16 protein-coding genes are annotated in these 19,364 nt (G+C 41.9%); 11 read left to right on the top strand and 5 right to left on the bottom strand.

Annotated features, from left to right (window positions below):
- Positions 1–78 precede the first annotated feature (78 nt).
- The 11 genes from fucI to X781_RS00135 all read left to right on the top strand — a co-directional run bounded on the left by fucI (position 79) and on the right by X781_RS00135 (position 12,270).
- Positions 79–1,845 carry an L-fucose isomerase gene (gene fucI / locus X781_RS00185; protein WP_025234988.1) on the top strand — a complete coding sequence of 589 codons (1,767 nt, stop codon included), beginning with the start codon at positions 79–81 and terminating at the stop codon, positions 1,843–1,845.
- Positions 1,846–1,962: 117 nt separating this feature from the next.
- Positions 1,963–3,396 (top strand): L-fuculokinase, encoded by a 1,434-nt coding sequence (fucK, locus tag X781_RS00180; RefSeq protein WP_025234987.1) that lies wholly within the window; start codon positions 1,963–1,965, stop codon positions 3,394–3,396.
- Positions 3,397–3,405: 9 nt separating this feature from the next.
- On the top strand, positions 3,406–3,840 hold the full coding sequence (fucU, locus tag X781_RS00175) for an L-fucose mutarotase (protein ID WP_025234986.1): 435 nt from the start codon (positions 3,406–3,408) through the stop codon (positions 3,838–3,840).
- A 58-nt stretch (positions 3,841–3,898) separates the two neighbouring features.
- The gene (locus tag X781_RS00170) at positions 3,899–4,552 is read left to right on the top strand and encodes an L-fuculose-phosphate aldolase (protein WP_025234985.1); all 654 of its coding nucleotides are present in this window, start codon (positions 3,899–3,901) and stop codon (positions 4,550–4,552) included.
- 54 nt (positions 4,553–4,606) lie between these two features.
- The gene (locus X781_RS00165) at positions 4,607–6,136 is read left to right on the top strand and encodes a sugar ABC transporter ATP-binding protein (RefSeq protein ID WP_025234984.1); all 1,530 of its coding nucleotides are present in this window, start codon (positions 4,607–4,609) and stop codon (positions 6,134–6,136) included.
- Positions 6,133–7,131: an ABC transporter permease gene (locus tag X781_RS00160; protein WP_025234983.1), complete on the top strand. Its 999-nt coding sequence runs from the start codon at positions 6,133–6,135 to the stop codon at positions 7,129–7,131. Before X781_RS00165 ends, X781_RS00160 begins: the two co-directional genes overlap by 4 nt.
- Before the next feature lie 24 nt (positions 7,132–7,155).
- Positions 7,156–8,103 carry an ABC transporter substrate-binding protein gene (locus tag X781_RS00155; protein ID WP_025234982.1) on the top strand — a complete coding sequence of 316 codons (948 nt, stop codon included), beginning with the start codon at positions 7,156–7,158 and terminating at the stop codon, positions 8,101–8,103.
- 55 nt (positions 8,104–8,158) lie between these two features.
- Complete coding sequence (locus X781_RS00150) at positions 8,159–8,410, top strand: PTS transporter subunit EIIB (protein ID WP_025234981.1); 252 nt, start codon at positions 8,159–8,161, stop codon at positions 8,408–8,410.
- 142 nt (positions 8,411–8,552) lie between these two features.
- On the top strand, positions 8,553–9,704 hold the full coding sequence (gene fucO / locus X781_RS00145) for a lactaldehyde reductase (protein ID WP_025234980.1): 1,152 nt from the start codon (positions 8,553–8,555) through the stop codon (positions 9,702–9,704).
- A 222-nt stretch (positions 9,705–9,926) separates the two neighbouring features.
- Positions 9,927–11,372 (top strand): aldehyde dehydrogenase, encoded by a 1,446-nt coding sequence (aldA, locus tag X781_RS00140; RefSeq protein WP_025234979.1) that lies wholly within the window; start codon positions 9,927–9,929, stop codon positions 11,370–11,372.
- A gap of 247 nt (positions 11,373–11,619) precedes the next feature.
- Positions 11,620–12,270: a YagU family protein gene (locus X781_RS00135; protein WP_025234978.1), complete on the top strand. Its 651-nt coding sequence runs from the start codon at positions 11,620–11,622 to the stop codon at positions 12,268–12,270.
- A gap of 76 nt (positions 12,271–12,346) precedes the next feature.
- Here X781_RS00135 and trkA read toward each other — a convergent pair whose 3' ends face one another.
- The 5 genes from trkA to X781_RS00110 all read right to left on the bottom strand — a co-directional run bounded on the left by trkA (position 12,347) and on the right by X781_RS00110 (position 19,360).
- On the bottom strand, positions 12,347–13,723 hold the full coding sequence (gene trkA, locus X781_RS00130) for a Trk system potassium transporter TrkA (RefSeq protein ID WP_025234977.1): 1,377 nt from the start codon (positions 13,721–13,723) through the stop codon (positions 12,347–12,349).
- Entirely contained in the window at positions 13,724–15,058 is a 1,335-nt protein-coding gene (gene rsmB / locus X781_RS00125) for a 16S rRNA (cytosine(967)-C(5))-methyltransferase RsmB (protein WP_442914783.1), read from the bottom strand.
- A 35-nt stretch (positions 15,059–15,093) separates the two neighbouring features.
- Positions 15,094–15,519: a universal stress protein gene (locus X781_RS00120; RefSeq protein ID WP_025234975.1), complete on the bottom strand. Its 426-nt coding sequence runs from the start codon at positions 15,517–15,519 to the stop codon at positions 15,094–15,096.
- A gap of 37 nt (positions 15,520–15,556) precedes the next feature.
- Positions 15,557–18,193 (bottom strand): TRAP transporter permease, encoded by a 2,637-nt coding sequence (locus X781_RS00115; RefSeq protein ID WP_025234974.1) that lies wholly within the window; start codon positions 18,191–18,193, stop codon positions 15,557–15,559.
- Positions 18,194–18,397: 204 nt separating this feature from the next.
- A complete protein-coding gene (locus X781_RS00110) occupies positions 18,398–19,360 on the bottom strand; it encodes a TAXI family TRAP transporter solute-binding subunit (RefSeq protein WP_025234973.1) in 963 nt (320 codons plus the stop codon).
- Positions 19,361–19,364 lie beyond the last annotated feature (4 nt).

Here is a 19,364-nt window from a genome sequence, read left to right as displayed (position 1 = left end):
ATTTTTCTTCATAACTCATATTGCGTATGCATAATAAATTCAATCACAAATTTTTTTAACCAATCGGGAGAACTATTTATGACAACGTTGAAATCTACCCCTGTAAAAATTGGTATCCGCCCAACCATTGACGGTCGCCGTTTAGGTGTGCGTGAATCACTTGAAGATCAAACAATGAATATGGCAAAAGCCGTTGCACAATTAATTCAATCTGAAGTCCGCCACCCAAATGGCGATTTCGTTGAATGTGTGATTGCTGATTCCACCATCGGTGGCGTTGCCGAAGCTGCGGCTTGTGCCGAAAAATTCAAACGTGAAAATGTCGGTGCCGTAATTACTGTAACCCCTTGCTGGTGCTACGGTTCTGAAACCATTGATATGGACCCACATATGCCGAAAGCCATTTGGGGCTTTAACGGAACAGAACGCCCGGGTGCGGTGTATTTAGCCGCTGCTTTGGCAGGTCATAGCCAATTAGGTTTACCGGCATTCTCTATTTATGGCACAGAAGTGCAAGAAGCAGGCGACCAATCCATTCCTGCGGATGTGCGTGAAAAATTATTACGTTTTGCTCGTGCAGGCTTAGCGGTGGCAACCCTACGTGGCAAATCTTATTTATCTATCGGTTCAGTTTCAATGGGTATCGCGGGTTCTATCGTAAACCAACAATTCTTCCAAGAATATTTAGGTATGCGTAATGAATATGTGGATATGACTGAAATTAAACGCCGTTTAGATCGCAACATCTACGATGACGCAGAATTTAAATTAGCGATGGAATGGGTGAAAACCTATTGCAAAGAAGGTGTTGATGTGAATACACCGGAAAACCAACGTAGCCCAGAAGAGCGTGCCAAACTTTGGGAAGATGTGGTGAAAATGACCATCATCGCCCGTGATTTAATGGTCGGCAACCCACGTTTAGCAGAATTAGGTTATGGCGAAGAGGCATTAGGTCATAATGCGATTGCAGCCGGTTTCCAAGGACAACGCCAATGGACAGACCATTTACCAAACGGCGATTTCTTAGAGGCAACGCTCAACTCAACCTATGACTGGAACGGTGTACGAGCACCATACATTATGGCAACCGAAAACGACAGCTTAAACGGCGTGAATATGTTGTTCGGTAACTTATTAACCGGTCAAGCCCAAGTATTTGCGGATGTGCGTACTTACTGGAGCGAAGATTCTGTTGAACGTGTTACCGGCTGGCGTCCGGAAAGTGGCTTTATCCACTTAATCAACTCAGGTTCAGCAGCATTAGACGGCACAGGTCAGCATACCGACAAAGACGGCAAACCTGTTATCAAACCGGTTTGGGAAGTAACAGAAGAAGACGGCAAACGTTGCTTAGAGAATACCCGTTGGTGTCCGGCAGTGCACGAATATTTCCGTGGCGGCGGTTTATCTTCTCAATTCTTAACCAAAGGCGGAATGCCGTTTACGATGCACCGCATCAACCTCATCAAAGGCATTGGTCCTGTATTACAAATTGCGGAAGGTTGGTCAATCGACCTACCGGAACACGTTCACGACACCTTAAACAAACGTACCAATGAAACCTGGCCAACCACTTGGTTCGTGCCTCGCTTAACCGGTAAAGGTGCATTCGCAGACGTGTATAGCGTGATGGCAAACTGGGGAGCAAACCACTGTGTAGCCACTTTCGGACACGTGGGGGCAGACTTAATCACTCTTGCTTCAATGTTACGCATTCCGGTTTGTATGCACAACGTGGAAGATAAAGATGTATTCCGTCCAAGTGCGTGGAACGGTTTCGGTCAAGACAAAGAAGGTCAAGACTACCGTGCGTGTGCAAACTTCGGACCGCTTTATAAATAAGCACTTACAAGCGGTTAAATTTGTAAAAAAATTTGCAAATAAGACCGCTTGATCAAACCTAAAACGATACGGACGCACATAGTGCGTCCCTACAAGGAAATAACAAGGGGAAAACCTATGTCTATTGCCCTTATTTTTGACTGTGGTGCTACAAACCTTCGCACTATTGCAATCGACCAAACAGGTCAAATTGTGGCGGCACATCACTTACCGAATAATACACAACCGGGTGCAGAAAATCCTGAATTCCATATTTGGGATATTGAAGAAATCTGGTCAAAACTGATGACCTGTGCCAAACAAACGCTCTCTCAACTTTCAGAACAACAACGAAAAGAGATTGTTGGGATTTCAGTTACCACTTTTGGCGTGGACGGTACACTTTTCGATAAAGCCGGCAATCAACTTTATCCGATTATTTCTTGGAAATGTCCGAGAACTCTGTCGATTATGGAAAATATCGCTAACGATATTGATGTGGAGGCACTATATCGTCGTAACGGGGTGGGTCATTACAGTTTCAATACGTTATTTAAGCTCTTATGGCTTAAACGCAACAAACCCGAAATTTATGCTCAAGCGGACAGTTTCTTATTTATTTCTTCTATCTTAACGTATCGCTTAACCGGTGTGAAAAGCACCGACCGCACTATGGCGGGAACCTCAATGATGACAAACATTGAAAGCGATCATTGGGATAAAGAAGTTTTGGATTTACTAGGCTTAACCGAAAACCACTTCCCACCGATGAAAAGTGCGGGAGAAGTTGTGGGAACATTAAAAGGAGACATTTCCCACGAGCTTGGTTTAAGCGGTCAAATTCCGGTCATTTCTTGCGGACACGACACCCAATTCGCCATCTTTGGCTCGGGAGCAGGCTACAACCAACCGGTTTTAAGCTCCGGTACTTGGGAAATTTTAATGGTTCGCACCCCACAAGCGAAACCGGAATGGCAATTCGTTCAAAACGGTTTAACCATTGAATTTGACAGCCAAGCTGGCTACTTCAACCCGGGTGTGCAATGGGTTGCCTCTGGCGTGATGGAATGGTTTGGTAAACGTTTCTTCTCTGATGTAGCGGGTACGCCAAACTATTACTCAACGATGATTAATGAAGCCAGCGAAGTGCCTGCCGGCTCAAACGGCGTGAAATTAGTGGGTAACTTTGACGGTACAACCGGACAGACAGGCTCGATTATCGGCTTATCTATGCACACCGCGCGTGGCGAAATTTACCGTGCAGGTTTGGAATATATGGCTTATCGCTTAAAAGCCGGCTTAGATGTGTTGCAGCAAGTGGGTAACTTCAATGCCGAGCGTTTAATTTGCGTAGGTGGCGGTTCTAAAAATGCGTTATGGAACCAAATCCGAGCCGATGTTTTAAATTGCCCGATTGATGTGGTGGATTTCCCTGAAAGTACCGTGTTGGGTGCAGCAATGTTTACCTTTGCCGGTGCTGGCGTGTTTGAAAATCCAAATGCCGCACAACAAGCAATGAAACCGAATGTAAAACGGGTTGAGCCATCAGAAAACAGCAATTTTTATAAATAGGAGTTTGAAATGTTAAAAGGTATCCACCCGGCAATTTCACCGGAATTATTAAAAACTTTAGCGGAAATGGGGCACGGCGATGAATTAGTGCTTTCAGATGCTCACTTCCCGGCACATTCCATTCATCAAAAAGTGATTCGTACAGATGGTTTAAGTGTGGCGACTCTATTAGAAGGCATTTCCGCTCTGTTTGAATTTGACCAATATGTGGAAGCCCCACTTGCAATGATGCAAGCTGTGCCGGGCGATTCTCTCGACCCAAGTGTAGAAGAGCGTTATCTCGCTGCGATTAAAAAAGTAAATGGTGTAGCACCGAAAGTAGAACGCGTTGAACGTTTCGCTTTCTACGACCGAGCTAAAACCGCTTACGCTGTGGTGATCACAGGCGAATTGGCGAAATACGGCAACATTATTATTAAAAAAGGCGTAACGCCAGTGCCTTAATCGCCCATTACAAGCGGTTAAAAAAACAAAATTTTTTACAAATTAAAAGGAGTTTATTATGAACAGACAGCAACTCTCAAGACAAATCATTGATACCTGTCTTGAAATGACCAGACTGGGATTAAACCAAGGGACAGCAGGTAATGTCAGCGTACGTTATCAAGACGGAATGCTTATTACTCCAACCGGCACCCCTTATGAAGAAATGACTGAAGAGTCTATCGTGTTCGTTGATGCCAACGGCAAACACGAAGAGGGAAAACTCCCTTCAAGCGAATGGCAATTCCACTTGGCAGTGTATGAAGCTCGCCCCGAATTAAATGCAGTGGTTCACAACCACGCGAAAAACTGTGCAGCGGTGTCTATTTTTGGGGAACCGATTCCGGCAATCCACTATATGATCGCTTGCACCGGCACAGACCATATTCCTTGCGTGCCTTACGCCCCTTTCGGTACAAACGAATTAGCAGGTTATGTGCGTGAAGGCATCAAAGGCAGTAAAGCGATTTTGCTTGCTCACCACGGTTTAATTACTGCAGACAAAACCCTTGATAAAGCCTTAGGTGTGGCACACGAAGTGGAAGTGATCGCCGAATGGTATTTAAAACTTCTTGCTACCGGCAAGCCAATTCCAACCTTAAACAAAGCACAGATGGATATCGTATTAGAAAAATTTAAATCCTACGGTTCTTGGGTTGAAGGCGAAGACTAAAACTAAAAAAACAAGCGGTTCTTTTTTGAAAGAAATTTACAAACGGAGTGCAGTATGTCAAACGAAGTAATACTGACGATGAAAAACATCAGCAAATCTTTTGCCGGTGTGAATGCATTAAAAAATGTTGAGCTTACCCTGCGTAAGGGCGAAGTTCACGCCCTAATGGGGGAAAATGGCGCAGGCAAATCGACATTAATGAAATGTATGATTGGTGTGCATAAAGCTGATCAAGGCGAAATTGTGTATAAAGGCAAACCTGTTCAATTTGAATCGGTTTTAGAGGCACAAAAAGCCGGTATCAGTATGATTTTCCAAGAGCTGAACCTCATTCCACATTTAACCGTGGCAGAAAACATTTTCTTCGCTCGTGAGCCTTTAAAACACGGCTTGGTCGATAAAGAGAAGATGATTGAGGAATCGGCAAAATTATTGGCATTATTTGATATTGATGTTGACCCAACTGATGAAGTCAGAATGTTATCAGTGGCAAAACAACAAATGGTGGAAATTGCCAAAGCTCTCTCTTTCGATGTTGAAATTCTGATTATGGATGAGCCAACCTCAGCCTTAACAGAAAAAGAGATCGATAAACTCTTTGAATTAGTGGATAAGCTACGTTCTAAAGGCGTGAGTATTGTTTATATTTCTCACCGTATGGAAGAACTTAAACGCATCTGTAACCACATTACAATTTTCCGTGATGGGACTTATGTTTCTAACCATAAATTTGATGAAATCACAATGGATGAAATCATCACCAAAATGGTAGGTCGTTCTCTGGATAATCACTTCCCGCCAAAAACTGCTGTCGTAACTGATGAAATTATTCTTTCGGTAATGAACGCAGAACGCCACGGCGTGTTTGAACCACTTAACTTTGACTTGCGTAAAGGCGAAATTTTAGGTTTCACAGGCTTAGTGGGGGCAAAACGTACTGAATTAGCCCGTGCGATTTTCGGTGCAGATCCACTTGATGGCGGTGAAATCTTTATTCACGATCAAAAAGTGAGTATTAAAGACCCGAGCGATGCAATTCAAGCCGGTATTGCCTACTTATCTGAAGACCGTAAACTTAACGGTGTGGCGGTGAGAATGTCGATTCGTGAAAATATTACGATGGCATCGATGGATAAAGTCTCTAACGGACTTGGTGTAATTTCCTACGAAGAGGAAGAAAAAGCCTCAAATACCTTTATCGACAAAATGGAAATCAAAACACCAACCATTGAACAAAAAGTGCAAAACTTAAGTGGTGGTAACCAACAAAAAGTGGTTATCGGCAAATGGTTGTTCCGTGAAGCGAAAGTGATGATCTTCGATGAACCAACCCGTGGTATCGACGTTGGGGCGAAATACGCTATCTACCAACTCCTTGATGAGTTAGCGGCAAGTGGTGTCGGGGTAATTGTGATTTCATCTGAATTACCGGAAGTATTAGGTATTTCAGACCGAATCATTGTAATGCGTGAAGGCAGAATGACCGGTATGCTTGAAACCAAGAAAACCAACCAAGAAGAAATTATGCATTATGCAACAGGTGTGAAAAATATGTTTGCTAAAGAATATGGGGTGGCAAAATGAGTGAAAAACAAAAAGAAATGTTACGCAAAATGGCAGCATTAGCAGGTTTAGTTCTGTTAATCATCTTCTTCAGCGTAACCAATGAATACTTCTTTACCTCTAACAACATTATGACGGTAGGTTTACAAACCTCTACCATCGCCTTAATCGGTATCGGGGCAACCTGCGTAATCTTAACCGGCGGGATTGACTTAAGTACCGGTTCAGTTGTAGCACTTTCCGGCGTCGCAGCAGCAATGATTGTAAACGCAGGCGTGCCGGTTCCACTTGGTATGATTTTCGGGATTATCGTAGGCGGTATCTGCGGTTTAATCAACGGTGTATTAGTTACCCGTATGCAACTCCCACCGTTTATCGCAACACTTGGTATGATGATGGTGGCTCGTGGTTTAGCACTCTATGTTACTAACGCTGCCCCTGTTTCAGGTATGCCGGAATCCTTTGCTAACTTAGGTAACGGTGCGTTATTTAAAATTGTTGAAGAAGGGGCTAACGGCTTACCAAAAGTGGTGTTTGCCGGTATTCCATATCCTGTAATCATTATGATCTTTATCACCATCTTGTTCACTTTCGCTTTAGCTAAATTGAAAGTTGGACGTTACTTATACGCAATTGGTTCTAACGAAGAAGCGGCTCGCTTATCCGGTATCAAAACCAATATCGTAAAACTTTATGCCTATACCGCCAGTGGCTTACTCTCTGGTTTAACAGGTGTAATTCTAGCCTCTCGCTTAGTAACTGCACAGCCAAACGGTGGTGTATCTTACGAGCTAGATGCTATCGCCAGTGCTGTTGTTGGGGGTACATCACTTTCAGGTGGTATCGGTACAATCCCTGGCACACTGATTGGGTCATTCATTATCGGTGTACTCCGTAATGGTTTGAATATGAATGGCGTCTCTTCATTTGTTCAAATGATTGTCATCGGGCTTGTGATTATCGTAGCGGTTTCTCTTGACCAACTACGTCAATCTAAAAAAGCCGGTAAAAAATAATCAACTCTCATAGGAGAATTTAAAATGAAAAAAACCGCATTATTCACTGCAACTATCTTAGGTTTATCAACCCTTTTTGCAGGCTCAGCGTGGGCAAAATCCGATGAAATCGCTGTAATCGTAAAATCAGCAAACTCAACTTTCTGGCAAAACGTACGTAAAGGTGCAGAAACTGCCGGTAAAGATATTGGTGGACAATACAAAGTAACTTTCCAAGGTCCTGAAGCTGAAACTGCGATTGACGCCCAAGTAAATATGGTGGACAACGCTGTAAACCGTGGTGTAGCAGGTATCGTACTTGCAGCATCTGACCCGGTTGCATTAGTACCGGCTGTGAAAAAAGCTTATGAAAGCGGCATTCCAGTGGTATTAATTGACTCAGGCATCAACAGTGACGGCAAATACTACCAATCATTCCTAGCGACCGATAACCGTGCGGCGGGTAAATTAGCGGCTGAAAAATTATTAGCGAAAGTGAAAGGTGGCAAAGTGGCAGTAATGAGCTTCACCCAAGGTGCAGCCTCTGCGATTGAGCGTACCGGTGGCTTTGTTGATGAAATCAAAGCGAAAGCTGATTACAAAATCGTAGGCCCATACTACTCAGATTCTGATATGACCAAAGCATTGAACCAAACTGAAGACGTTTTAGGTTCTAACCCGGATATCGCAGCAATCTTCGGTGCAAACGAACCAACCGCTGTCGGTATGGCACGTGCAGTGAAACAAAAAGGTTTTGCAGGCAAAATCGTAGCAGTTGGCTTTGACGGTAACTCAGACCTACAAAACTTCGTGAAAGACGGCACATTAGACGGCATCGTGGTGCAATCTTCTTACCAAATGGGCTATAAAGGTGTAGATACCATCGGTAAATTGATTAAAGGCGAGAAAGTTGAAAAAGTGATCGATACCGGGGTGGTGTATGTCACGAAAGAAAACATTGATAGCGAAGAAGCGAAAGGTGTTCTTTACTAAACACCAAGTTAAACAGGGTGGGGCAACCCACCCTTTAACCAAAAAGGAAAACTCTATGTCAAACTCTCTTACCGATAAAGCTCTTGTTGTGATTGCAGCCCTTGGTGGCAAAGAAAATATTGTTGATGTTTACTCCTGTATCACTCGCTTGCGTGTTGAAGTCAAAAATACCCAAATTGTTGAATGGGATAAAATCAAATCGGTGGGTGCTTTAGGTGTAGTTACTTCAGGCTCCGTGATTCAATCCATCTTTGGTAGTGAAGCAGAACACTATCGTGATGAAATAAAACGTATTTTAAATATTTAGTTTTAACTGCTATTCCTAATGCATTATCAGCCGAATTTATTATTACAAGCGGTGAAATTTTTATAAAAATTTGCAAAAAATCGCCATAATTTTACCGCTTGCAAGTTAACCGAATTGTTTAACTTTTAAGAAGGAAAATATTATGTCAAATCGTCTGATCCTTAACGAAACCAGCTATCACGGTAAAGGTGCTATCCAACATATTGTTCACGAAGTGACAAGCCGTAGTTTCAAGAAAGCTCTTGTGGTGACAGATAAAGACCTTATCAAGTTCAATGTGGCACAGAAAGTGACCTCTTTACTTGATGCAGCTGGTCTCCCTTATGAAATTTTTGATGAAGTGAAAGCCAACCCAGCAGTTGATGTGATCAAAGCCGGCGTAGAAAAATTTAAAGCCTCCGGTGCAGACTATTTAATCGCTATCGGTGGTGGCTCACCAATTGATAGTGCGAAAGCGATTGGTATCATCATTAATAACCCTGAATTTAGCGATGTGCTTTCACTTGAAGGCGTTGCCCCAACCCACCAAAAATGTGTACCGATTATCGCTGTACCAACCACAGCAGGGACTGCCGCAGAAGTTACCATCAACTATGTAATCACAGATGAAGAGAAAAAACGTAAATTCGTGTGTGTGGACGTACACGACGTGCCGGCAGTGGCATTAGTCGATCCGGATATGATGGAATCAATGCCGAAAAGCCTTGCAGCAGCAACCGGTATGGATGCACTTACCCACGCCATCGAAGGCTATATCACCAAAGCCGCTTGGGAATTAACGGACGCCCTACACTTAAAAGCGATTGAACTTATCAGCCGTTCACTACGCGGTGCGGTAGAGAAAAATCCAAAAGATATTGAAGGAATGGCTCTCGGTCAATATGTGGCAGGTATGGGGTTCTCAAATGTGGGCTTAGGCGTAGTGCATAGTATGGCACACCCACTTTCAGCTTACTACGACACCCCACACGGTATTGCGAATGCGGTGCTATTACCGTATGTAATGGAATTTAACAAAAACTACACCGGCGAAAAATACCGTGAAATTGCCCGAGCAATGGGCGTCAAAGGTGTTGATGAAATGAGCCAAGAAGAATATCGTAATGCTGCGATCAAAGCGGTTCAACAACTTTCACAAGATGTGGGGATTCCACCAAAACTTCACCAAATTGGCGTGAAAGAAGAAGACTTACCGGCACTATCGGTAGATGCTTTCAATGATGTCTGCACCGGTGGTAACCCTCGTGATTGCACCCCTGAAGAATTGTTAGAAGTGTATAAAATTGCATTCTAATTTTCTACACAGCAAACAAAATCTAGTTTATAAAAATGCCCGATTTTTTCAATTTTATGGAAAAATCGGGCATTTTTATTGGTTTTTAATCAGAAATAAATGTGATCTTATTCACATTTATTTATCAAGCTTAACATAAAAACAACAATTCATTTGCAAAACTTGACCAATTAGCAAATGATAAGTATGAATTTTCCATAGCGGATATAAAAGGAGCAAATGATGGTAAAACAGTATCAAATGTACATTAACGGTGAATTCGTCCCAGCATTAGACGGACGCACATTAGCGGTTTACAACCCAGCAACCGAACAAGCAATTTCCGAAGTACCACGCGGTGGTGAAGAAGACGCTAAAATTGCCATTGATGCAGCCGAAGCCGCACAAGAAGCGTGGGAACGTTTACCGGCTGTACAACGTGGGCAATATCTGCGCAAAATTGCGGTAGGCATTCGTGAGCGCGCCGATGAAATCGCTCGCACCATTTCCGAAGAGATGGGGAAAACCCTTTCTCTCGCCACTATTGAAGTGCATTTCACGGCCGACTATTTAGATTATATGGCAGAGTGGGCTCGCCGTTATGAAGGCGAAATTATCCAAAGTGACCGCCCGAACGAACATATTTTCCTCTACAAAAAAGCGATTGGTGTGACCACCGGTATTCTGCCGTGGAACTTCCCGTTCTTCCTTATTGCGCGTAAAGCTGCTCCTGCATTGGTAACAGGTAACACTATCGTGATTAAACCAAGTGAAGATGCACCAAACAATGCGATTTTATTCTCTGAAATCGTGCATCAAATCGGCTTACCGAAAGGCGTATTTAATGTCGTCACTGGCTACGGCAACGAAGTTGGCCCAGAGCTTTCTGGCAATGAAAAAGTGGGCATGGTGTCATTTACCGGTAGCCAATTCGCCGGACAAAAAGTGATGGAAGCCGCAAGCAAAAATATCATCAAAGTGAATTTAGAATTAGGTGGTAAAGCCCCTGCAATTGTCTTAGATGATGCTGATTTAGAACTCGCAGCAACGGCAGTAGTAAACTCTCGTGTGATCAACTCAGGGCAGGTGTGTAACTGTGCAGAACGTATTTATGTTCACAAATCCATCAAAGAGCAATTCATCCAAAAATTAGTGGAGAAAATGCAAGCGGTCAAATATGGCAACCCATTAGAACGTGATGATATTGATATGGGACCGATGGTGAATGAAAAAGGCTTGCACAAAGTACAAGAAATGGTGAGCCACGCCATCCATCAAGGTGGTAACTTAGTGCTGGGTGGTAAAGCGGTGGAAGGTACTGGTTACTATTTTGAACCGACTATCATCGATAATGTGGACAACACGATGGATATTATGAGGCACGAAATCTTCGGCCCGGTCATTCCTGTTGCCACTTTTGAAACCATTGATGAGGCAATCAAACTCGCCAACGACTGTGAATACGGCTTAACCTCTTCGGTTTATACGCAAAATATCAATAAAGCGATGAAAGTGATCTCTCGCCTGAAATTCGGTGAAACCTATGTAAACCGTGAAAACTTTGAAGCAATGCAAGGCTACCACGCAGGCTGGCGTAAATCGGGCATTGGCGGTGCAGATGGTAAACACGGTTTAGAAGAGTATCTGCAAACCCAAGTCGTTTACTTACAGTTTGATGATAAAGTCTAATTTTTAAGATAAAAATTCAAAACCCCACTCATTTTTGAGCGGGGTTATTTTTAATCAATTTTGTATCCAAATTGAAAACAATAAGAATGAAATGTTATTCAATAGTTAAATAATTATTTATGATTACCTCATCTTGATTATTTAATTTGCTATTTGAATTAATTAGGTGCAAAATGCTCTTGCCATTGTGAAATAACGTTTCATAAAATGGAGTAACACAATAATTCTTTCAAATTAGGATTTCATTATGAGTATTTTCCAACAAACAAACCCAAACCGTCGCCGTTATGGTTTAGCTGTATTTATCGGTATTATTGCAGGTATTATCTCAGCATTTGTAAAATGGGGAGCAGAGCATCCATTCCCACCACGTAGCCCGATTGATTTATTCACCGCAGCTTGTCCACAACCTGTTTTAGATGCAATGAATGCCGCAGCAGATCAAGTTGCCGCCAAAACAATTGCATTACAAGAGTGTTCACGTGCGTTTTTAAACCCACCGGCGGTGTTCTTGCGTGATTATATCGGCATCGACCCTTACAACACCGTTGCCTTTACCTTTGCAGATCACCCATTCAACTCAATCGGTGTAACCCATATGATCTTCTCTTTAGTATTTGCGATTGGTTACTGTATCGTTGCGGAAATTTTCCCAAAAATTAAATTCTGGCAAGGTATTGGTGCAGGTATTATTGCAAACATCTGTGTTCACTACATCACATTCCCTGCTTTAGGATTAACACCACCTGTTGCTGAATGGCCTTTATACGAACACATTTCAGAATTAGTAGGTCATATTTTCTGGTTCTGGACCATTGAGGTTATCCGCCGTGATTTGCGTAACCGCATTACACGTGAACCTGATGCAGAAGTGCCGTTAGATCAACCTTTCCGTTAATCAACTACAAGCGGTCATATTTGCTTAAAAATTTACAAACAAAAAAGAGCATTGCTTTAAAACAATGCTCTTTCTTTTATAAGAAAAACACCCCAATTTGGAACAGTTTTTCAATTTCATCAATCTGTTTTTTGTCGTTTACAAAAATAATCACTCGGTCGTTTTCGTGAATGACGGTGGATTTGTGAGCAATAATAACTTCCTCGCCTCGTACCACCGCACCCACAATTGCACCTTGTGGCAATTTTATTTCTCGGATTTGTCTACCAACCACTTTTGAAGAGCTTTCATCGCCGTGAGCGATGATTTCTACCGCACCGGCAACACCTAATTTTAACGAGGAAACTTGTAAAATGTCGCCTTTTCTAACATAACTTGCTAACGCTGAAATAGTAGCTTGTTGTGGAGAGATTGCAATATCAATAGTACCACCTTGAATAAGGTGTAGATAAGCCGAACGCTGCACCAAAATAATCACTTTTTTTGCACCTAGCCGTTTTGCCAGTAGTGCGGACATAATATTGGCTTCGTCATCGCTCGTTACCGCAAGGAATAAGTCGATATTTTCGATATGCTCTTCAAACAGCAATTCTTCATCAGAAGCATCACCAGTTAAAACAAGTGTGTTGGAGAGTTTCTCTGCTAACTTTTCGGCTAGTTTTGGATTGCGTTCAATAATTTTAACTCGATATTGATCTTCCAAATCTCGTGCCAGAGACGAACCAATACTCCCACCACCTACAATCATAATGCGTTTATGAGGCTTATCTAGGCGTTGTAGTTCCCCCATTACCGCTCGGATATGTTGAGTGGCACAGATGAAAAAGACTTCATCGCCTGCTTCAATAATAGTTGAACCTTGTGGCACAATTGCTTTATCTTGTCGGAAAATCGCCACAATACGAGCTTCAATGTGTGGGAGATGATCTCGCAATGCGGAAATCGGGTAGCCCACTAGCGGTCCACCATAATAGGCTTTTACGTTTACAATGCTCACTAATTCATTGGCAAATTGGGTAATTTGCAATGCTCCCGGATAGTGAATCAGGCGTAGAATATCTTCTTTTACTAAAATTTCCGGAGCGATAATATGATCAATTGGCAACACATCATTATTAAATAGTCGCTCTCTTTCCCTCACATAATCGGCATTACGAATACGAGCAATTTTGGTCGGAACATTAAATAGCGTATAGGCAATTTGGCAAGCAATCATATTTACTTCATCGCTACTGGTAACGGCAACTAATAAATCTGCATCATTTGCTCCCGCATCTCGGAGTGTTCGAGGAGAGGCAAATTCACCACGAATAACTTGTAAATCGTGCTTATCTTTTAACTTGTCTAAGCGTGCAGGATCGTTGTCGATTAAAACAATATCGTTATCTTCACTCACTAAATTTTCTGCCAGTGTAGAGCCTGCTTGTCCTGCACCTAAAATGATAATTTTCATTTAATTTGCCACTTTTTGTAATTTTGCGTAGAAGAAACCATCGCCACCATTTTGGTGTGGAAAAAACTGCTTTTCCAATACTTTTTCACCGTTAAAATCCATTTCCACTAATTTTGCATTTGGCGTTTCTTGTACAAATCGTTGAATTTGTTCGCTATTTTCTTCAGGTAATACCGAACAAGTTGCATAAAGCAAAATACCGTTGGGTTTCAGTCTATCCCATAATGCTCTTAAAATATTACCTTGTAATTGTGCCAACTCCGGAATGTCGCTTTCTTGGCGTAGCCATTTAATATCAGGGTGGCGACGAATAACCCCTGTTGCGGAACAAGGGGCATCTAATAAAATACGGTCGAACATTACATCATCGTCCAACCATTCTTCAGGTTTAGATGCATCACCACAAATCACGGTTGCACTTTGCTGAAGTCTGACTAAATTTTCTCGCACTCGGTTTAAACGGCTTTCTTCAATATCTAATGCGATAACTTTTGCATTCGGTGCTTTTTCTAAAATATGAGTGGTTTTTCCGCCCGGAGCAGCACAGGCATCTAAAATAGTTTCACCATTTTCTGCTCCCAGCAATTCTGCCGACCATTGTGCGTGAGCGTCTTGCACCGTTGCCCAACCTTGCTCGAAATTGTGTAGTTGATTTACGCTAACCGGCTTATCTAATAGCAAGGCACAATGAGGGGAACAAGCGGTCAGATTTGCTGAATTTTTTGCAACTACATCGCCAAGTAATACGGCATAGTCTTTTGCTTTGATATGTTGCTGATTGACCCTAATCCACATTGGTGGACGTTGGTTGTTTGCCTCCACAATTTCTCGCCAATTTGGATAGACTTTTTTAAGTTTGTTCACCAGCCATTCAGGGTGTAACGTTTGCCAATGTTTATCCACCTTTGCCAAAATTTCGTCCTGCTCTCGCAAGAAACGGCGAAGTACACCATTGGTTAAAGCTCGGAAACTATCTAATTTTAGCGATTTGGTTGCATTAACTACTTCATCAACCGCCGCGTGGGCAGGTACTCGCATATAAAGCAATTGATATAACCCGACCAGCAATAAGCAATGCACTAAACGGGTTTTGCCTTTTAGGGGTTTTTCTACCAATAATTTGATGATCGACTCTAAACGAGGCAACACTCTGCACACCCCAAAAGTAATTTCTTGTACCAAAGGGAAATCTTTTGGGTCAAGCTGTTTTTGAGCTTCAGGAATAAGGGTTGAGAGCGATTTCCCTTGATCTAAAACTTGTAAAATAATATTTGCACTCACTGCTCGAGAAGAAAGTGCTTTTGTAGATTGTTTTTTCATAAATAAAAATGCCATTCGACAGAATGGCACTATTGTAACTGAATGCGAGATTATCTTAAAACTAAAATTGGCTTGTTTGTATTACGAGCAACTTTTACCGTATTAGAGCTTAATCCTTTTGCTTCCGGCTTACTACTTGCAAGCATTAGGATTAAATCAACCGCTTTCTCATCAGCAATACGGCAAATTTCTTCGTAAATTGTGCCATACGCAACAATGTGCTGCACTTTTGAACCTTCAGGAAAATGTGCCTCCGTAAACTCGTGCAATTTCTGATTTGCTTCCTCAACAACCGCTTTATCAAAGTTTTTTGGTAAAAACGCTGAAATGAGACTGTTATCCACAGGTTCAATAATAGAAGCCACACGATAAACTGCATTTGGATTATTTGCAGTCATTTTTAACGCAGTATCTACCACATATTTCGCACTTTTAAGATCTGCTAAATCAATAGCTATCAGTATTTTGTTATACATAATAAATCCTATAGGGAGGGAATGCCCTCCCATTTACTTATGATTTTTTCACACGACGACGTTGGTTTGCCACCACGCCAAACACCACTAACAAGGCTGGAATGAAAATCCAATCTTTAGCTGGTGCATCTTGTGGAACTGCAACATAGTGAATAGTTTGATCCCAGTTTAAGCCTGCTTTAGCCGCTGGGGAATCAATCTCAACCATATCAATCACCACTTTTGGTGTTTCTACTCCATCAACTTCGATTTTTTCATCAGTTTGAATAAGCGTTAAACCTAAGTTTTTCAAACGTTCTTCGCCGGTTGAACCTTCCGGTACAGGTAATTGAGCGTAGAACTCAATTTCTTTACCGTAAGGGTTTAAGCCTTCCACTTTTAAGGTAACGCTTTGACCCACTTTGCTCTCAAGTAATTGTTCTTCAAACTGCACCGGCTCAATATGGCGTTCTGACGGATAAATTCTATCCATAAAGAAGCCCGGACGGAACAAGGCAAATGCCGCAACCACAAGCAACACCGTTTCCCACCATTTGTTTTTGGTAACAATATATTGCATTGTTGCAGAGGTAAAGGCGAGAACCCCAACAGTTGCAGTAATAAAGACAACCCAGCCGTGCCCCGGATAACGCAGATCAATTAATAATAAGTCGGTATTAAAAATAAATAAGAACGGTAAAATTGCTGTTCTTAAGCTATATTTAAACGCAACCATACCTGTATTAATCGGGCTACCGCCTGAAATTGCCGCTGCTGCGAAAGAAGCTAAACCAACAGGTGGGGTAACGTCAGCCATAATCCCGAAATAGAACACAAATAAATGCACAGCAATCAATGGCACAATTAAACCGTTTTGGCGACCAACTTCCACAATCACCGTTGCCATTAATGATGACACCACAATGTAGTTTGCCGTAGTTGGTAAGCCCATACCTAAAATCAAGCTGAAGATGGCAACTAAAATCAACATTAGTACAATGTTGCCCATTGATAGTAACTCAATCACACTTGAGAGCTGCACACCGAAACCTGTTAATGCAACAACCCCCACAATAATACCTGCGGTTGCAGTTGCAAGGGCAATACCCGTCATATTACGACCGCCAGCCTCAAGGCTATCTACCACATCTCGAATACCTTGCTTGATAATCTCTTTAGTTACCGTCTCCTTACGGAAGAAATTGAGTAACGGGCGTTGGGTTAATTGAATGAAAATTAATGTAATTGTTCCCCAGAACGCAGATAAACCTGGCGAAAGCATTTCCACCATTAAGCACCAAAGCAACACAACAACAGGAATGAGGTAATGTAAGCCTGCATTTACGGTTGGTTTTCTTTTTGGTAGAGAGACAATCTCTGAATTTGGATCGTCCGCTTCTAAATCAGGGTAGTTTGCTACACGGCGAATTGCCAGTAAATACCACAAGCCTAAGAAGACGCAAACGATAATGAAGGCATAATCTTCAGCGACATTACGAATCCAACCTAAACCGTAGTAAACCCCGATAGCCAGACCAACAATCACTAAAATTGAAGCAACAGTTCGTAACAAGAAAACTAAAATCGGGCTTGGTTCTTCCGCTCTTGGTAAGCCTTGTAAATTCATCTTACAAGCTTCTAAATGCACGATATAAACCAATGCGATATAAGAAATCAATGCCGGTAAGAAGGCGTGCGTAATCAATTGACTATATGGCATATTCACATATTCAATCATCAAAAATGCCGCTGCACCCATTACCGGTGGCATAATCTGTCCGTTCACGGAAGATGCCACTTCCACCGCACCCGCTTTTTCTTTAGTAAAACCAACACGTTTCATCATTGGAATAGTGAACGTACCTGTAGTTACCACATTCGCAATTGATGAACCGGAAATTAAGCCTGTTAATGCAGAAGAAACCACCGCTGCTTTTGCAGGACCACCACGCAAATGCCCTAAATAAGCAAAAGCGGTCTTAATGAAATAGTTACCTGCACCGGCTTTGTCTAACAATGCACCAAACAACACAAACAAGAACACATATTTCGTTGAAACACCGAGTGCGACACCAAACACCCCTTCGGTGGTAATCCATTGTTGGTTAATAATTTGGGAAAGTGAACCTGAGCGATGGCTTACAATCCAATCAGCCGGAAAATATTGCCCGAAAAAGTTATAAATCAGGAACACAATCGCAATAATAACAAGCGGCAAGCCTAAGCTACGACGAGTAGCTTCAAGCACTAATAAAATCCCTAAGCAACCTGCGATAATATCTTGTGTATTAGGTGCACCAAAGCGTTTTACCAAGCCTTCATAGAAGAAAATATAGTACAACGCCAAGCAAGCCCCGACTATCGCAAACACCCAATCAATCTTTGGAATACGATGTTTTGGTGAAGTTGCAAAAGCAGGATAAGACAGGAAAGCCAAGAACATCGCAAAGGCTAAGTGGATAGAACGAGCTTTGGTGTCATCTACCACCACATTCAAGTTAATACCTGCTTGAGTAAGCCATTCTTGGAAAACAAATGGCAATGGAGAAGCGTAGTAAATTTGGAAGATAGACCAAAGAATAGCGACATACACAATGGCTTTTTTCGCCAAACCGGACGGAGTTCGACCACCTGTATCGTTTGAAGCGACCATATCTTGTAGGTCATCATAATCAGCTTTAGATTCAACCGACATAATAATTCCTCAAAAAGACAAGCGGTCATATTTGATAAAAATTTGCAAATTTTCTCGAAAAAACCACCGCTTGCTAAACAAAATACTATGGATAACTTATAGATCAAAAGGAAAAATCGATAAATTATCAACAGCCTTATAAACGCAAAAAACCAGCACGCCAAAAAACGTGCTGATTACGCATAAATCTAAGATAAAAGTAGACTATTTAATCCAACCTTTCTCTTTGTAGTAACGCACAGCCCCTTCGTGTAACGGAGCAGAAAGTGCATTTTTAATCATTTCTTCTTGTTTTAAATTTTCAAACGCAGGGTGTAAACGTTTGAAACGATCGAAATTATCAAATACCGCTTTAGTTACATTATACACTTTATCTGCATCAACATCGGCAGAAGTTACTAACGTTGCATACACACCGAAGGTTTCTGTTGGCTCATCAGAACCTTTATATAAACCGCCCGGAATAGTTGCTTTTGCATAGTATGAGTGATCTGCCACTAATTTATCGATTTCAGGACCGGTTACCGGTACTAATTTTGCATCACAAGATGCTGCTGCTTCTTTTAATGCACCGTTCGGATGACCTACGTTATAAGTGATTGCATCTAAGTTGTTATCACACATTACCGATGCCATTTCAGCCGGTTTTAACTCAGAAGCCACTTTAAAATCTTTATCCGTCCAACTTTTTGCAGCTAAGATAACATTCATTGTTGCACGAGTGCCGGAACCAGGATCACCCACGTTTACACGTTTTGCTTTTAAATCATCGAAAGATTTGATATTCGCATCAGTACGAGCCATTACGGTGAATGGTTCAGGGTGAAGTGAGAAAATAGCACGGATCTTATCGTTTTTCTTACCTTCAAATGAGCTTGAGCCATTATATGCGTGATATTGCCAATCTGATTGTGCAATACCCATATCCATTTCTTTCGCTGCAATTGAGTTTAGGTTTGCAACCGAAGCTCCGGTTGAAGGTGCATTACATTTTAAACCTGTTTTCGCTGAATCACGGTTTACTAATTGGCAGATTGATTGACCAACAACATAATAAACCCCGGTTTGACCACCTGTACCGATAGTTACAAATGTTTCAGCAGCTTGAACTGAAGCTGTTCCCATCACAAGGCTTGCAAGGAAAGAAAGTTTGACTAATTTTTTCATTTTT

This window comes from Mannheimia sp. USDA-ARS-USMARC-1261 (assembly GCF_000521605.1).
Lineage (GTDB): Bacteria > Pseudomonadota > Gammaproteobacteria > Enterobacterales > Pasteurellaceae > Mannheimia > Mannheimia indoligenes.
This window is presented reverse-complemented; position numbering and strand designations above follow the sequence as displayed.

What these genes read in the sequence shown, in the direction of transcription:
- fucI (WP_025234988.1), top strand. Translation starts at nt 79, where the DNA reads ATGACAACGTTGAAATCTACCCCTGTAAAAATTGGTATCCGCCCAACC.
- fucK (WP_025234987.1), top strand. Translation starts at nt 1,963, where the DNA reads ATGTCTATTGCCCTTATTTTTGACTGTGGTGCTACAAACCTTCGCACT.
- fucU (WP_025234986.1), top strand. Translation starts at nt 3,406, where the DNA reads ATGTTAAAAGGTATCCACCCGGCAATTTCACCGGAATTATTAAAAACT.
- X781_RS00170 (WP_025234985.1), top strand. Translation starts at nt 3,899, where the DNA reads ATGAACAGACAGCAACTCTCAAGACAAATCATTGATACCTGTCTTGAA.
- X781_RS00165 (WP_025234984.1), top strand. Translation starts at nt 4,607, where the DNA reads ATGTCAAACGAAGTAATACTGACGATGAAAAACATCAGCAAATCTTTT.
- X781_RS00160 (WP_025234983.1), top strand. Translation starts at nt 6,133, where the DNA reads ATGAGTGAAAAACAAAAAGAAATGTTACGCAAAATGGCAGCATTAGCA.
- X781_RS00155 (WP_025234982.1), top strand. Translation starts at nt 7,156, where the DNA reads ATGAAAAAAACCGCATTATTCACTGCAACTATCTTAGGTTTATCAACC.
- X781_RS00150 (WP_025234981.1), top strand. Translation starts at nt 8,159, where the DNA reads ATGTCAAACTCTCTTACCGATAAAGCTCTTGTTGTGATTGCAGCCCTT.
- fucO (WP_025234980.1), top strand. Translation starts at nt 8,553, where the DNA reads ATGTCAAATCGTCTGATCCTTAACGAAACCAGCTATCACGGTAAAGGT.
- aldA (WP_025234979.1), top strand. Translation starts at nt 9,927, where the DNA reads ATGGTAAAACAGTATCAAATGTACATTAACGGTGAATTCGTCCCAGCA.
- X781_RS00135 (WP_025234978.1), top strand. Translation starts at nt 11,620, where the DNA reads ATGAGTATTTTCCAACAAACAAACCCAAACCGTCGCCGTTATGGTTTA.
- trkA (WP_025234977.1), bottom strand. Translation starts at nt 13,723, where the DNA reads ATGAAAATTATCATTTTAGGTGCAGGACAAGCAGGCTCTACACTGGCA.
- rsmB (WP_442914783.1), bottom strand. Translation starts at nt 15,058, where the DNA reads ATGGCATTTTTATTTATGAAAAAACAATCTACAAAAGCACTTTCTTCT.
- X781_RS00120 (WP_025234975.1), bottom strand. Translation starts at nt 15,519, where the DNA reads ATGTATAACAAAATACTGATAGCTATTGATTTAGCAGATCTTAAAAGT.
- X781_RS00115 (WP_025234974.1), bottom strand. Translation starts at nt 18,193, where the DNA reads ATGTCGGTTGAATCTAAAGCTGATTATGATGACCTACAAGATATGGTC.
- X781_RS00110 (WP_025234973.1), bottom strand. Translation starts at nt 19,360, where the DNA reads ATGAAAAAATTAGTCAAACTTTCTTTCCTTGCAAGCCTTGTGATGGGA.